Here is a 14,186-nt window from a genome sequence, read left to right on the forward strand (position 1 = left end):
CCTCCTATCGATCCGACGACAGCCGGCGTACCAGCACCAAACTGATCCACAAGCAAAGAGCCGTCATTGCCAGAAGCAACACCGCAAGAGCGGCCGCAGGACCCCATGTCGGATAAAGAGAAATCATCTCCTCAATTCGCTGCGCAATCATCTTCACCTTGCCTCCGCCCAGCAGTGCGGGCGTGATGTAAAAGCCTAAGCACATGACGAATACCATTATGGCGCCAGCGACCAGTCCGGGCATGGAAAGGGGAAGGAATATACGCAGGAACGCGTGCGTCGGTGACGACCCTACATTGGCGGCAGCGCGCATGAGATTGGCGTCGATGGCCTTCATCGATGCATAAAGCGGCAACACCAGAAACGGGATCATGATATGGACCATACCGATGACCACACCGGTGGTGTTGTTTACCAATGCCAGCGGCTGATTGATCAATCCGAGGCCTTGCAATGACTTGTTGACCACGCCGTTGCGCTGCAAAATGATCAACCACGAAAATGTGCGTACCAGACCCGAAGTCCAGAATGGCACCAACACTGCCAACATCAGTAGTCCTGCCCATTTGGGAGACAAGATCGACATCAGATAGGCAACCGGATAGCCGAGCAACAGACAGATGACGGTGACGATGAGTGCAATCTTGAAAGTATTGAGAAACATCTCGATGTAGACAGGTTCCGAAAAGAACAGTCGGAAATTGCCGAGACCATATTCTCCATTGACGTCAACAAAAGACATCGACAGCAACCATAACAGCGGGGCCACCATCAAGATGCCAACAATACCAAGCGCTGGAAGGGTGAGGCGCACCATCGACCAACTTTCGTATTTTTGTTCGCGGTGCAACGCGCGGCGATTTGCATCGAGTTCGGCTTTCGTCACCGGCTCGGGGTCTGCAACGGGAAAGGAGACAACAACTTTTGTCATCGTCAAGCCTCCGCCCGCACAAGCCGCGCGTCCGCCCGCTCCAAACGCAGCGCCACGCATTCCCCAACCTTTGGTACTGCCCGCAGATTTTCCGAGCGGTTGGCAATCCGCGTGAATACCTTATGGCCACCATCCAGCATGACCTCGAAAAGCAAGCATTCACCTTGGTAGATGGCAGTGACGACCTGACCCGAAAACAGGTTTGCTCCCGATGCCCGCGCGGCCGCTTCATCTGTCACGAAACGCAAGCGCTCGGGGCGCATGCTCAGCAACATGTCGTCGTGCAGTTCGCCAACATCATCAGGCAAGTTCACGCTCTGATCGCCATAACTGACACCTGCCTTTGTATGGCGGAGTGGCAGAAAACTGGTTTCACCAATGAATTCAGCCACGAAGCGGCTTTGCGGGCGTTCATAAAGATCGGTCGGCGACGCGATCTGGGCCAGTTTGCCCTTCGAAAAAACGGCAATCCGGTCCGACATTGTAAGCGCTTCACGCTGATCATGCGTGACGGAAATGGTCGTCATGTCCAAACGGTCATGCAGTTTGCGGATTTCGATTTGCATCGTTTCCCGCAGTTGCTTATCAAGCGCCGACAAGGGTTCATCCATAAGCAGAATGCGCGGTTCGAACACAATAGCGCGCGCAAGCGCTATACGCTGGCGCTGACCGCCAGACAATTCAGTGATCTTACGCTCGCCATAGCCACCAAGTTGCACCAGATCGAGTACTTTCTTGACCCGTTCCTCGATTTCAGCACGTCCAATCTTACGCAAACGCAGCGGATAGGCGATATTCTCGAATACCGACATATGCGGGAATAAGGCATAGTTTTGAAAAACCATGCCAATATTGCGCTTATGGGGTGGAAGATGCACGATTTCCTGTGTGCCAATCTTGATCGAACCATCCGTCGGCCTGGAAAAGCCCGCGATCATCATCAGAAGGCTTGTTTTTCCTGACCCGGAAGGCCCGAGCAATGTGAGAAATTCACCGGCTTTAATCGCCAGCGATACGTCGTCAACCGCCCGGACCGTGCCGTAATGTTTGGACAGTGCTTGGATCGTAACCGGCAAAGCCGTCGTCGAGGAGTGTTTCATCTCTGCTTTCCATCAGCGCACAACAGGACACCGCAGCATTGTCCGCTACAGATTGTAATCTTGGGCTTCATGAAGAAAATTCCCGGGTTGGCGGCCGAAGCCTCCAACCCTCCTGAACTGACTATTGCATCATTGTCTTGTCCCACATGGTCTGAGCCTTTTCGTGATTTTCGGCCCAGTACGGCATGTTGGTGATGAGCTGCTTCTTGAGATTCTCAGTGCTCGTGACAATGCTCGCCGCTTTATCGGCTGGTACAAGCCCTTGTTTGAAGGCATCCTGGTTCATCGGCCCATAGGCGATATAATTTGGCAGGTTTGCCTGATATTTTGGATCGAGCAGATGGTTGATCAGGCGCATTGCACCTTCCGGATTTGGTGAATTTTTGGGAATGACCAGACATTCCACATCCATCACCGCGTCATCAAGCTTATAGGTATATGGGGCGCCTTCCTTGATGGCAGCATCTATACGTGCGGCCCAGATCGATAACATATCGACCTCTTCGGACGTTGCGAGCTGGGTCGCCTGTGCGCCGGTAGCCCACTGAACACTGATATTCGGTTTAAGCGCAGACCATTTGGCCATCGCCCTCTCCATATCAATGGGATAGATCTTGTCCTTGGCCACGCCATCCGCCATCAGGGCAATTTCCATATTTGTTGCCGGCGAATTGCCTGAGATAGCGCGGCTGCCGGGGAACTTTTCCGTGTCAAAGAAGTCGGTCCAGTTTTGCGGTCCTTTGTCACCATATACGTTTTTATTATAGGCAAGGACTGAAGTGTAAGCCGTGAACCCTACCCAATATTTTGAGCGCAGGTGTTCCGGAATTCCGGCGGCATTGGGAAGTTTTGAATAGTCGAGTGGAACCAGAAGCTCTTCTTTACCGGCCAGATCGCACAGACCGCCATAGAGTTCGGCCACATCAATATCGACCGCATTTGCGCGTACCTTCGTGCGTATATCGCGAATGCCGCCAGCCAGAACATAATCGACAACAGTCATCCCATGATCTTTGGGCAAGTGATCAAGAATGGCTTTTCGTACGCCTTCCTGATAGGCGCCGCCATAGGACGCATAACTGACCTTTTCTTCAGCCACAGCCGAACTGGCCGCCATGGCAAGCACTGCACCCAGTATGAATGTCTTTTTCATTGTTCCTCCTCCCTATGCGGCTCAATAGCCGTGTCTTTTTGCATGCAACAACCGGCAAAGGTACTTCCTCCAAAGCACCTTATTCGGCATTCCGCTGACAAAAGTCAGTTGGAAAATGCGTGTAGCCCCCTTGTCATGGCGAGGCGGCAATCGGTGACAATGCGCTCGATAAGCTCCTGACAGCTGGGAATATCCTTGATCAACCCAAGCGTCTGACTTGCCCAGATCAAGCCACTGTCCAGTTCCCCGGTTGTCAGCGCGTTTCGACCTCGGTCTCCGGAAACCAGCGGTCGAACGTCTGTAAACTCCGCACCGCCCGGCCGACCTTCGATTGCGACCACCTGATCTGAAACCGCATTCTTCAAAACACGCCCGGTGTTTCTGAAAGTTCGAAAGATCAAATTGGTATCGCGTTCACCGGCATTGACCAGCGCCTGTTTGATATTCTCATGAATGGGGGCCTCTTTGGTGGCACAAAAGCGCGTACCCATGTTCACGCCCTCGGCGCCGAGCATGAAAGCTGCCGCCATACCTTCTCCGGTGCCGATGCCCCCCGAAGCGATCAATGGAATTTTTACCTGCGCCGCTGCAGCAGCAAAAAGGACCAGACCACCAACATCATCCTCACCCGGGTGCCCCGCCGCTTCAAATCCATCGATGGAAATGGCGTCGACACCAGCCCGTTCCGCTGACAGCGCATGACGTACAGCCGTGCACTTGTGAACGACAACCGCACCAGCAGCCTTAATTTTCTCGATGAACTCTTTCGGACTGCGTCCCGCGGTTTCGATTACCTTGACACCCGACTGCAGCGCCGCATCAAGATATTCTTCATAAGGCGGGGGCGCCGTCGTGGGGAGAATCGTGAGATTGACCCCAAATGGTTTATCTGTCATTTGCCGGCAGCGAGCGATCTCTTCGCCTAGCGCTTTGGGACTAGGTTGCGTCAGTGCTGTCAAGATTCCAAGGCCACCCGCATTCGATACAGCTGATGCAAGTTCGGCGCGACCTACCCATTGCATTCCACCTTGAATGATCGGGTAGTTAGTCTTCAATAGCTCGGTTACTCGGGTCTTCACGCCCCACTCCCTGCTGCAATCAAACCTGATGATTAGATACTGAAATTCGCGGCAGATGAAGTCAAACAAAAAATTTGCTGAACGTCCAACTTTTTATTAACATGCAGAAATAACACAATGATTTTCGTCTAAGCCCCATTAAGAGGGTCAATTGGAGGGGGGACATCATGAAACCGCGAAAGATCACGACATATCAATGGCGTAGTGTAAGTCACAACTCGATACCATCGAATTTCCCACTCCTGGAGCAGCGCGCAAGAACCCCGAATCTTATCGCGCTGACTTCAGATCTGACAGTTCGGGCGGGGTCTTCAGAGCGGCAACCTGTCGCGGCCAAGGCGTGTCGGCATGCTTGATGTACCGAACGCAATAGCGCTTCCCAACTGTGAGGAAAGTCCTTGCGAGTATTTTCAGATCGCAGGCGACTTGGAGGGGGCCGCATGATCCCACTGCGCTTCCTCGGCGCCGCTCTTGTTTGCGTAAGCAGCCTGGCGTTCACCCTGAACGATACGACTACCAAGTTTCTCATCGCCGACTACGATGTGTCATCGATTATTCTGATCCGCAGCCTGATGGCCCTGCCAATTCTTTATCTGTTTCATGTGCGGACATCCGGGCGAAGAAAAATATGGTCGGCCAGAATTGGGCTTCATGCGTTGCGGGGAGCTTTTGGCTTAATCGCTGCCTATTTATACATCGCTTCGCTAAAAACGCTGACAGTCGCCGAAGCTACAGTCATTCTCTTTATGACGCCCGTCCTTATTACCGCGATGACCCGTTTTCTGCTCAAAGAAAATGTCAGCATTCGCTCATGGCTGTCGGTCTGTTTCTGTTTTCTCGGCGTCATTGTGGCAATCAATCCACGGGCATCCAGCTTCAATTACGCCATCGCACTGGTCGGCACATCGAGCGTGTTTTACGCTATCAATGCCATCAGTTCGCGTTTGATCCCATCCGAAGATAATCTGTGGACCATTTCATTTTTTGGTGCATTCTTTTCAGCGTTGTTTATCGCCCCATTCGCGATTGAGCATTGGCGCGTAGTACAAGTCCCGCACCTTGCCCAGTTTGGTGCTGCGGCGGCATTCTCCAGCCTAGGCATAGGCTTAAGCGCCATAGCCTACCGCATGACGTCACCTGCCCTTCTCGCCCCCTTCGGTTATTCGGGCCTGATCTGGTCGATCACAGCCACTTGGCTGTTTTGGGGAGTTCATCCGAGTCTCAACGCCATTCTCGGCACGCTCATTATTCTGGGCAGCGTCACGCTTACCATCAAACCAGGCCGCATCGATCCGCAACCGCATCTGCAGAATTGTATCAAAGGACCAACAAATGACGAACCCGATCCTTGTCGACCTGAATAACAAAACCGGTATCTGTACCATTACATTCAACCGTCCTGAAAAATATAACGCTATCGACGAAACCATGGCAGCAGCCTTTCATCAGGCCATGCAAGCAATAGTTTTGGATAAGAGCATTCGTTGTGTCGTGCTCAAAGGAGCAGGTAGAGCCTTTATGGCTGGTGGAGACCTCGCCGCTTTTGCAGCTGACGCTGATCGGGCCGATTTAGTCTTACAGCGTATTTTGCGACACATGCACCCGGCGTTGTTAATCCTGCAAAAATTGCCAGTGCCTGTCATTGCTGCAGTCCACGGCCCCGCAGCTGGGGCAGGATTGAGCATGGTCCTGTCGGCGGACTATGCCATCTGCAATCAATCAGCTGAGTTCACTCTCGCTTATGATCGACTGGCGACGGTGCCCGATTGCGGCGGCACCTGGCATCTTCGGCGGAAGCTGGGGCCGCGCGCTGCTTTTGCCCTGATGCTCAAGGGTGGCAAACTCAATGCCAGTCAGGCCAGTGAAATTGGGATCGTCAACGACGTGATTGAGGATAGCTGTTACGAAGAACAGCTTTCTGTCCTGATACAAAAAATTGCCTCTGGCCCAACACGAGCCTTTGGGCTCTTCAAGCAACTGCTCGCTGCCGATCTTTCGTTGGCAGCGCAACTTGAGGCAGAAAAGGCAGCCTTTATGGAAGCCACTTATACGCAGGATTTCAGGAACGCCATCCGCAACTTCTCCAATAAGCAACCGGTGCAGTTTCTCGGATACTAAAACGACAGCTTTTCTGACGTTGACCCGTAGATCTACGCCAAACCTGCCCCGGCGAAACAAGCACTTAGCAACCAACAATTGCCGACCCCTTTTCAGACAGCAAATAGACAAGCAACAATCGACAGAGAGGAAATATCGTGCTCCAATCCGACCAGAACAACAATTGTGACGTAAAGACTGACTTTTATATCGACGGCGCTTGGGTCAAACCTTTTGGTTCTAATACCATTGCTGTCGTCAATCCTGCCAACGAACAACCTTATGCGACCATTTCATCGGGCTCAGCTCAGGATGTTAATCGAGCAGTTGCTGCCGCTCGTGCGGCTTTCTCTTCCTGGAGCGAAACGTCAGTTGTGGAGCGCATCCGCTTCCTACGCAAAATCGCAGAGATATACGAAGCACGTCGAGACGATATGGCCAAAACAATTTCGCTGGAAATGGGCGCGCCGATCACCATGGCCCGCGATCAACAGGCCGCTGCAGGCTTGTATCATATCAACGCTTTCATCGAAGCGCTGGAAAACTTCGATTTTGAAGAAAAACGAAAAGATAATTCCGGCGAGATCATCGTGCACGAACCAATCGGCGTTTGCGGTCTAATTACCCCGTGGAATTGGCCGATGAACCAGATCGCTTTAAAAGTTATTCCAGCGATCGCAGTTGGATGTACGGTAGTTTTGAAGCCCTCTGAAATAGCTCCCATGTCAGCGATGCTGTTTGCCGATATTCTCCATGAAGCAAAGCTTCCAAAAGGCGTATTCAACCTTGTCAACGGCGAAGGTTTGATCGTGGGTGAAGCCATGTCGCGCCACGCAGACATTGACATGATGTCTTTCACTGGTTCAACCCGCGCGGGCACAGCAGTCGCACGCGGCGCCGCAGATACGGTCAAGCGTGTGTCACTAGAGCTCGGAGGAAAATCACCCAATCTGATTTTCGCCGACAGTGAAATAGAAAACGCGGTGGAACGAGCCATTGCCGAATGCTTCAACAATACCGGTCAGTCCTGCAACGCCCCCACCCGATTGTTAGTCGAGCATTCCGTTTACGATCAAGTTGTGCAACTCGCTGCTCGTATCGCCGATCAGATGCCGGTCGGTGATCCGGCCGTTGAAGGAAATCATATCGGGCCGCTATCATCGAAAGCGCATTTTGACAAAGTTCAAGGTCTGATCCAAGCAGGCATCGATGAGGGCGCACGTCTGGTTGCAGGTGGCCTCGGTCATCCGAAAGGATTTAACGCTGGCAACTTCGTCCGCCCGACCGTATTTGTGGATGTACGGAACGATATGACAATTGCGCGCGAGGAGATATTTGGTCCAGTGTTGGTCATCATTCCGTTTGCCGACGAAGAGGACGCCATCACTATCTCGAATGACACCCCTTACGGTTTATCCGCTTATGTTCAAACCGGATCGGCTGAACGCGCCAAACGTGTCGCGCGAAAGCTTCGCGCCGGCATGGTGCATATCAACGGCTCTTCGCTCGGTTCCGGCAGTCCGTTTGGCGGTTACAAACAATCCGGCAACGGCCGTGAAGGCGGGAAATGGGGTCTGGAAGATTTTACGGAGGTTAAGGTAATATCCGGCTGAGCGGATACTACAAGGCGACGGCGCGGCGAGTTCAATGTACCTCTGTTGGGAATTATTCCTAACTCGATTGCCTATTCAAGAAACTCTCTGATTGACGATTGTTTCTTTCTCGCCGTGCTTTGCAGTCAGCACCACTCCTTGTCCCATTGACTCATGCCACAAATAGAACATATCATGAACATCTCGCACAGTAGCAACTTCGGAGAGTGTCATGAATGCGGTCGCTGAAAATTACGATGATGAAATCGAGTTGGTGCTCGCATATCACAAGGGAAACACCCGAGCTGCCATTGAGGCGCTTTTGAAAGACCGTGACTTTCTTATTAAGGAAATCGAGTACGCCAGCCTTGCTATGTCACTCGGATTTTCACGCGGTTGGAAACCCACGGTATTTTCAAAATGACCCGTTCACGTGGTGCGCTCAGTATAACCAGCATCAATGCCACCTACCCTCATCAGGTCGCTTTGCACTTAACTGAGTGGCATCGGGCAAACCTTATCCTTGTGCTAAATGATCGAGAACGACTGGGCGGATATCGTCTTTGGACCCGAAAGCATCATGGATCTCACGAGTTTAACGTTGCTCATTTTCAGACCAAGGAAGGCCAGGAAGAATTTATCAGTTTGTATGGAGGCGTCCCCTACGATCCATCCGATAAGAAGTCGAAGCCGTGGGAGACGTACTTTGAAAGATGCGCAAGCCCAACACTCTAGCCGCAGTTCCGCGTGATGCTCGTGTTAAGGATCTTCCCTCTTGGTACGAGCTGTATGGTTTCTGTTGCAGATGCGGACATCATGGGCAAATCGAGATGCGGCAGATTTCGCGTAAGTTTGGCACTCAGACAGTCATCGTCAGTCTAGAGCCAAGGCTTCGCTGTACAAAATGCAAATCACTCAATGAAAGCCAGTTTGGCGTGGCTAAAATGCCGAGGTAAAAATGTCCGGATATAAAGCCGATAGCGGCATTGCAGGTCCAGCTGCAAGGTTTGAGCACTGGTGTGAAGATGATCGCTGCAAGGCATGGGGAAGCTACGGCTACAAGACAAAGTACGGTCAGCTCTGGTTCTGTTATGAACACCGACAGCTTGGCGAAGATGCGTTAGCTGGACGTCGGTAAATTCTCCTCTATCCTATCCCAAGCAGGAGGAGCGCATGTGCAACCTTTTTAGTTTATTGACGACTCATGAGGCCATGCGCCGTCTCTTCCCTAAGTTTGGTGACATGACGAACCGCGTTGATCCGCAATTAGACGTCTATCCAGACTATCCAGCCCCGGTCTTGCGAAATTTAGCAGATGGTGAGCACGAGCTGGCACATCTTCGTTGGGGAATGCCAACGCCGCCTATGTACGTTAAGGGCGAAGCTGACAGCGGCGTAACGAACATACGCAACCTCACCTCCCCTCATTGGCGGCGCTGGCAAGGCGTTGAAAGCCGCTGCGTCGTACCAGCCACGTCATTTTCAGAATACGGGCAAGAACCTGATCCAAAGACAAAACGTAAGCCGCTGCACTGGTTCGCTCTCAGCGAGGATAAGCCGCTCTTTGCATTTGCTGGCATTTGGACGACTTGGAAAGGGGTGCGAAAGAAGAAAGAAGGCCCGGTTGAGGTCGATATCTTTGCTTTCCTCACCACAGAGCCAAACGCCGTGGTAAAGCCCGTCCATCCCAAAGCAATGCCTGTAATCCTCCGCACGACCGAAGAAATCGATACATGGTTGCGAGCACCATGGGATGAAGCCAAAGAAATGCAGAAGCCATTGCCAGACGCTGACTTGATCGACCTGACACCGAGCAATGACAATAAGGAAGAGCAAGCTAGCCTGTTTTAAATGGGCGATTATCAAGGTGCCGAAGCACTTTCCGAGCTTGCCAACGACACTAACAATTGCGAGACGGAAACGGAACTACAAGCGTTGGCCGTCTCTCTAGCAGAAGCCAAAGAAACAGAGCCATCAAATCAGCACTTCGTTGCGACGGTACCCCATCCATCATATCGCAATGAGAAGTATTGTTCTTTTTTCAGCGCTTTGGCGTCAAATTATCAATCGTCGTCGGGTATGTATCTGCCTTACCGCCAACGTTACTTCCCATGAGGCATTGCTCTCCGCCGCAGACCATCGAAATCTTCGCTCCCACGCAAACGCAATACTCAGAGGTTTCCTAATGTTGATCAGAGCCTGAAGGCCGGTTGTGCGAAGAAGCGCACCTGCTCACAGACTAAGACAACGTCCCCTATGTTTTTGCTTTCCCGGTTGACGGCAGCCGGCTCGCAAAATAAAGATATATGATATACTTTGCTATGGGAGGCATGAATGTTCGATTATATCGTGGTGGGCGGGGGCTCGGCGGGAAGCGCGTTAGCGGGGCGGCTCGTGCTGGGTGATGCCGGGAAGGTTTTGGTGATCGAAGCCGGGCCGCGCGACAGTAATCCGCTTATTCACATCCCTGCCGGTTTCGTTAAGCTGCTCGACAGCGATCTTCTCTATCACTACAAAACCGAGCAGCAGGAAGCGTTGAACGGCCGCGCGCCGGTCATGCCGCAGGGAGCGGTGCTCGGCGGCGGCGGCTCCGTCAATGCTGCCATCTACATTCGCGGCCAGCGCCGCGATTACGACGACTGGACAACTCTTGGCGCTGATGGCTGGTCCTATGGCGAGGTGTTGCCCTATTTCCGCCGGGCGGAAGACAATGACCGTCTCTCCGACAGCTATCACGGCACCGGCGGCCCGCTCGGCGTTTCGGATCTGCGCCAGATATCCGACCTCACCCGTGCTTTCGTGCGCAGCGCCCAGGAAGCCGGCATCCCCTTCACCCCGGATTTCAACGGCATGCGCCAGCGCGGGGTTGGTTTCAACCAAACAACGACTCGCAACGGGCGCCGCTGCAGCGCAGCCGTCGGCTATCTACGACCCGCTATGAAAACCGGCAATCTCGAAATCCGCACCGGTTGCTTGGTCACCCGTATTCTTTTCGAAGGTGATCGCGCGACCGGCGTCGAATATGTACGCAATGGCAAGGTCGAAACGGCGCTCGCCGACAAGGAAGTCATCCTGTCCGGTGGTGCCATTCAGACGCCGAAACTCCTTATGCTGTCGGGCATTGGTCCGGAGGCGGAGCTGCGCCGGCATGGCATTACATTGCGCCACCGCTTGGAGGGCGTCGGCCAGAACCTGCAGGACCATCTTGAGTTTCCCGCCATCCGCTTCTGTACCGGCAAGCATGGCTACTACGGAGAAGACAGCTTCTTGCGTTCCATCCGCAATGGCCTGCAATATTTCCTCGTCAAGTCCGGCCCGGTCATGTCAAACGTCACCGAAGCCTGCGCCTTCGTCAATGTCGATGACATGGAGGCGGAGCCTAACGTGCAGATGCATTTCGTGCCGATCGTCTTCATGGACAGCGATCAAGAGAGGGTCAAACGCGCCGGCGCGACGATAAACCCTTGTGTGCTACGCCCCGAAAGCCGCGGCGAAATCCGCCTCAAATCCACCAATCCTTCCGAGCATCCGATTGTCGATCCACGCTATCTCTCGGCGCCGGAAGACATGCGCCTATCCGTAAAAGCGCTAAAACTCGCTCGCGATATCCTGGATCAACCTTCCCTTTCAAGCTATGTCGAAAGAACCGAAGCTTATCCCGGAGAGGCGATTGCCGACGATCAGGCGCTCGGGGCCTATATCCGTTCGAAGGGCAAGACAGTATATCATCCCGTCGGCACCTGCCGCATGGGCAGAGACAACATGGCGGTGGTTGATCCCGAACTGAGGGTGCATGGGTTTCGCAACCTGCGTGTTGTGGACAACTCCATCATGCCGACACTCATTTCGGGCAATACCAACGCGACTGCGATAATGATTGGCGAGAAGGCGTCGGATATGGTGCGCGGACTGACACCTCTTGCGCCATCCAACGCGTGATGCACATTGTCGTGATGACAGTTGTATGTGACAACCGATGAAACGCTATGGATCGTCTGATGAGCCAATTACCGAAGATCAATAAGGGAAATCTATCCGAACAAGTATACGCGAGCATTCGCGCATCCCTGATGGATGGCCGCTATGAGCCTGGTGAACGGTTGACCATTGCAAACCTCGCGGAGCAGCTGGGCGTGTCGATCACGCCGGTCCGCGAGGCGATCTTCCGGCTTGTTACAGAACGCGCGTTGGAGATGCGGGCCGCGACCTCAATCCAAGTCCGCAGCCTGACGCCGTCAGAGCTACGCGAGATTCAATTGATCCGCCATCATCTCGAGGGCGAAGCGGCGGCACAGGCTGCGGTAAAGATATCCGATAAGGGGCTCGCGGCGCTCGAAGCGATGCAGGCCGATTTCACGCGGGCAGCAGCCAGCGATCCGCTGGAAGCCTCGCGCGTGAACCGCGAATTCCACTTCAAACTCGCCGAAACCGCGCAGATGCCTATGCTTTACGCGACAATCGAAGGCATGTGGGCGCAGATGGGTCCGCTCATCCATCTCTATCATCTCAATACACCCAAACGCGTGCTGTCGAGCGGCGATCATGGCCATTACGACCTGCTTCGCGCGCTCGCCGCCCGGGATCCGGAAGCCTCACGGCGGGCCATCCAGGCCGATATCGGTGTCGGCGTCGTCATGGTTGAATGGCTGGAAGCGAAAGAGGCGGCCGAAGCCGCCTCCTAAGATTTCAAAGCTCGATCCAGGTCGTCTTTAGTTCGGTATATTTATCAAGTGCGTGCAGGGATTTGTCGCGTCCATTGCCCGATTGCTTAAAGCCGCCGAACGGCACTGTGGCATCGCCGTGATCGTAGCAATTCACCCAGACGGTGCCAGCGCGGAGCTTACGCGCAATCTTGTGGGCGCGTGACAGGTCGCGGGTCCAGACGGCCGCAGCCAAACCATAGGCAGTATCGTTGGCGACACGCACGGCCTCTTCATCATCCTCCACAGTGATTGTCGAAAGAACGGGACCAAAGATTTCCTCGCGTGCAATGGTCATATCGTTGCGGACATCGGCGAAGATGGTGGGGTTGACGTAAAATCCATTTGGCGTGTCGTTCGGCCTGTCTCCACCCAATACCAGCCGCGCGCCTTCCGCCTTGCCCTTCGCGATATAGCTTTCGACGCGGTCGCGATGGCTACTCTCAACCAGTGCGCCGAGCTTGGTCGCCGGATCCAGCGGATCGCCCGGCCGGATTGAGCGGGCGGTATCGACGACGATGTCGAGGAATTGGTCCTGAATTCGCTTCGACAGGATCAACCGAGAGGGGGCGACGCAGACTTCGCCCTGATTGAAGCAGATCGCCGTCGCCGCACGCTCCGCCGCAACCCGCAATTCCGGCACGTCGTCGAGAATGATGTTCGGCGACTTGCCGCCACATTCGAGGAAGACACGCTTCATGTTTGACTGGCCGGCATATTGCAGGAACATCTTTCCGACCTCACCCGACCCGGTAAAGGCCAGGCAATCGACATCCATATGCATACCTAGCGCCTTGCCTGCGGTTGGTCCAAAGCCGGGTACGACGTTGAAGACACCATCGGGAATGCCTGCTTCTGTTGCCAATTCGGCAAGGCGAATCGCCGTCAAAGGCGACTGTTCGGCGGGTTTCAACACGACCGAATTGCCCATGGCTAGCGCAGGCGCAAATTTCCACGTCGCCATCAACATCGGGAAATTCCACGGCACCACCGCGCCGACGACGCCAATCGCTTCACGGGTGATCATCGCCAATTGGCCAGGACCCGTCGGCGCGATCTCGTCATAAAGCTTGTCCGGACATTCCGCATACCATTGCAAGGTATCAAGTACGACGTTGACGTCGATATTGCGGCTTTCTGAAACTGGCTTTCCCATATCGAGGGTTTCTAGAACGGCGAGCTCATCCATGTGCTTTTCGAACAGCGAAGCGAAGCGCTGTAGCACTTTTTTACGCTCCTTCGGCGAGCGGTCGCGCCAGACGCCAGCCTCGAAAGCCCGACGTCCCGCCTGCACGGCGCGATCTATATCCTCGCGGTCGCAGGCGGCAACGCGGGCAATCACCTTTCCGTCTCGCGGAGAGATGTCGTCGAACGTCTCCCCCGAGGCCGCATCGCTGAAACGGCCGTCGATAAAGGCCTGCCCCCGAATGGTGATGCGGTCGCGAATGGCGGTCACATCCGCCTTTGTCAGTGCAAGATTCACGTTCTCCTCCAATTTTAACCCGTGACATATATCATATATCATGTTACATCG

At 53.9% G+C, this 14,186-nt stretch carries 14 protein-coding genes; 9 read left to right on the plus strand and 5 right to left on the minus strand.

Translation table 11 applies throughout. The features are described from left to right. Positions 1–4: 4 nt before the first annotated feature. The 4 genes from KMS41_22895 to KMS41_22910 form a co-directional block, all read right to left on the minus strand. Positions 5–817 (minus strand): ABC transporter permease, encoded by an 813-nt coding sequence (locus tag KMS41_22895; GenBank protein ID QWK81191.1) that lies wholly within the window; start codon positions 815–817, stop codon positions 5–7. A 116-nt stretch (positions 818–933) separates the two neighbouring features. Beyond that, positions 934–2,031 carry an ABC transporter ATP-binding protein gene (locus KMS41_22900; protein ID QWK80575.1) on the minus strand — a complete coding sequence of 366 codons (1,098 nt, stop codon included), beginning with the start codon at positions 2,029–2,031 and terminating at the stop codon, positions 934–936. A 121-nt stretch (positions 2,032–2,152) separates the two neighbouring features. Beyond that, on the minus strand, positions 2,153–3,184 hold the full coding sequence (locus KMS41_22905) for an ABC transporter substrate-binding protein (GenBank protein QWK80576.1): 1,032 nt from the start codon (positions 3,182–3,184) through the stop codon (positions 2,153–2,155). 104 nt (positions 3,185–3,288) lie between these two features. Next, a complete protein-coding gene (locus KMS41_22910; protein ID QWK80577.1) occupies positions 3,289–4,263 on the minus strand; it encodes a nitronate monooxygenase family protein in 975 nt (324 codons plus the stop codon). Positions 4,264–4,703: 440 nt separating this feature from the next. On the opposite strand from KMS41_22910, the gene KMS41_22915 reads away from it, so the two are divergent. From KMS41_22915 to KMS41_22955, 9 genes are all read left to right on the plus strand, one after another. Continuing rightward, the gene (locus KMS41_22915) at positions 4,704–5,627 is read left to right on the plus strand and encodes a DMT family transporter (GenBank protein ID QWK80578.1); all 924 of its coding nucleotides are present in this window, start codon (positions 4,704–4,706) and stop codon (positions 5,625–5,627) included. Then, a complete protein-coding gene (locus tag KMS41_22920; GenBank protein ID QWK80579.1) occupies positions 5,596–6,381 on the plus strand; it encodes an enoyl-CoA hydratase/isomerase family protein in 786 nt (261 codons plus the stop codon). Before KMS41_22915 ends, KMS41_22920 begins: the two co-directional genes overlap by 32 nt. A gap of 137 nt (positions 6,382–6,518) precedes the next feature. Continuing rightward, positions 6,519–7,973, plus strand: a complete 1,455-nt coding sequence (locus tag KMS41_22925) for an aldehyde dehydrogenase family protein (protein QWK80580.1) — start codon at positions 6,519–6,521, stop codon at positions 7,971–7,973. A gap of 211 nt (positions 7,974–8,184) precedes the next feature. Beyond that, positions 8,185–8,376, plus strand: coding sequence for a hypothetical protein (locus KMS41_22930; GenBank protein ID QWK80581.1), 192 nt, complete (start codon positions 8,185–8,187; stop codon positions 8,374–8,376). 534 nt (positions 8,377–8,910) lie between these two features. Continuing rightward, a complete protein-coding gene (locus KMS41_22935) occupies positions 8,911–9,090 on the plus strand; it encodes a hypothetical protein (GenBank protein QWK80582.1) in 180 nt (59 codons plus the stop codon). A gap of 35 nt (positions 9,091–9,125) precedes the next feature. Then, positions 9,126–9,803, plus strand: a complete 678-nt coding sequence (locus KMS41_22940) for an SOS response-associated peptidase (GenBank protein ID QWK80583.1) — start codon at positions 9,126–9,128, stop codon at positions 9,801–9,803. After that, entirely contained in the window at positions 9,804–10,067 is a 264-nt protein-coding gene (locus KMS41_22945) for a hypothetical protein (GenBank protein QWK80584.1), read from the plus strand. A gap of 219 nt (positions 10,068–10,286) precedes the next feature. Continuing rightward, complete coding sequence (locus KMS41_22950; GenBank protein ID QWK80585.1) at positions 10,287–11,891, plus strand: GMC family oxidoreductase N-terminal domain-containing protein; 1,605 nt, start codon at positions 10,287–10,289, stop codon at positions 11,889–11,891. Positions 11,892–11,950: 59 nt separating this feature from the next. Then, on the plus strand, positions 11,951–12,634 hold the full coding sequence (locus tag KMS41_22955; GenBank protein ID QWK80586.1) for a GntR family transcriptional regulator: 684 nt from the start codon (positions 11,951–11,953) through the stop codon (positions 12,632–12,634). 4 nt (positions 12,635–12,638) lie between these two features. Here the strand turns inward: KMS41_22955 and KMS41_22960 are convergent, their stop codons facing one another. Further along, positions 12,639–14,177, minus strand: a complete 1,539-nt coding sequence (locus tag KMS41_22960; GenBank protein QWK80587.1) for an aldehyde dehydrogenase — start codon at positions 14,175–14,177, stop codon at positions 12,639–12,641. Between the last annotated feature and the right edge of the window lie 9 nt (positions 14,178–14,186).

It is taken from the genome of Ochrobactrum sp. BTU1 (assembly GCA_018798825.1).
Taxonomy (GTDB): Bacteria; Pseudomonadota; Alphaproteobacteria; order Rhizobiales; family Rhizobiaceae; genus Brucella.

What these genes read in the sequence shown, in the direction of transcription:
- KMS41_22930 (QWK80581.1), top strand. Translation starts at nt 8,185, where the DNA reads ATGAATGCGGTCGCTGAAAATTACGATGATGAAATCGAGTTGGTGCTC.
- KMS41_22900 (QWK80575.1), bottom strand. Translation starts at nt 2,031, where the DNA reads ATGAAACACTCCTCGACGACGGCTTTGCCGGTTACGATCCAAGCACTG.
- KMS41_22920 (QWK80579.1), top strand. Translation starts at nt 5,596, where the DNA reads ATGACGAACCCGATCCTTGTCGACCTGAATAACAAAACCGGTATCTGT.
- KMS41_22915 (QWK80578.1), top strand. Translation starts at nt 4,704, where the DNA reads ATGATCCCACTGCGCTTCCTCGGCGCCGCTCTTGTTTGCGTAAGCAGC.
- KMS41_22955 (QWK80586.1), top strand. Translation starts at nt 11,951, where the DNA reads ATGAGCCAATTACCGAAGATCAATAAGGGAAATCTATCCGAACAAGTA.
- KMS41_22960 (QWK80587.1), bottom strand. Translation starts at nt 14,177, where the DNA reads ATGATATATGATATATGTCACGGGTTAAAATTGGAGGAGAACGTGAAT.
- KMS41_22935 (QWK80582.1), top strand. Translation starts at nt 8,911, where the DNA reads ATGTCCGGATATAAAGCCGATAGCGGCATTGCAGGTCCAGCTGCAAGG.
- KMS41_22940 (QWK80583.1), top strand. Translation starts at nt 9,126, where the DNA reads ATGTGCAACCTTTTTAGTTTATTGACGACTCATGAGGCCATGCGCCGT.
- KMS41_22945 (QWK80584.1), top strand. Translation starts at nt 9,804, where the DNA reads ATGGGCGATTATCAAGGTGCCGAAGCACTTTCCGAGCTTGCCAACGAC.
- KMS41_22905 (QWK80576.1), bottom strand. Translation starts at nt 3,184, where the DNA reads ATGAAAAAGACATTCATACTGGGTGCAGTGCTTGCCATGGCGGCCAGT.
- KMS41_22895 (QWK81191.1), bottom strand. Translation starts at nt 817, where the DNA reads ATGGTGCGCCTCACCCTTCCAGCGCTTGGTATTGTTGGCATCTTGATG.
- KMS41_22950 (QWK80585.1), top strand. Translation starts at nt 10,287, where the DNA reads ATGTTCGATTATATCGTGGTGGGCGGGGGCTCGGCGGGAAGCGCGTTA.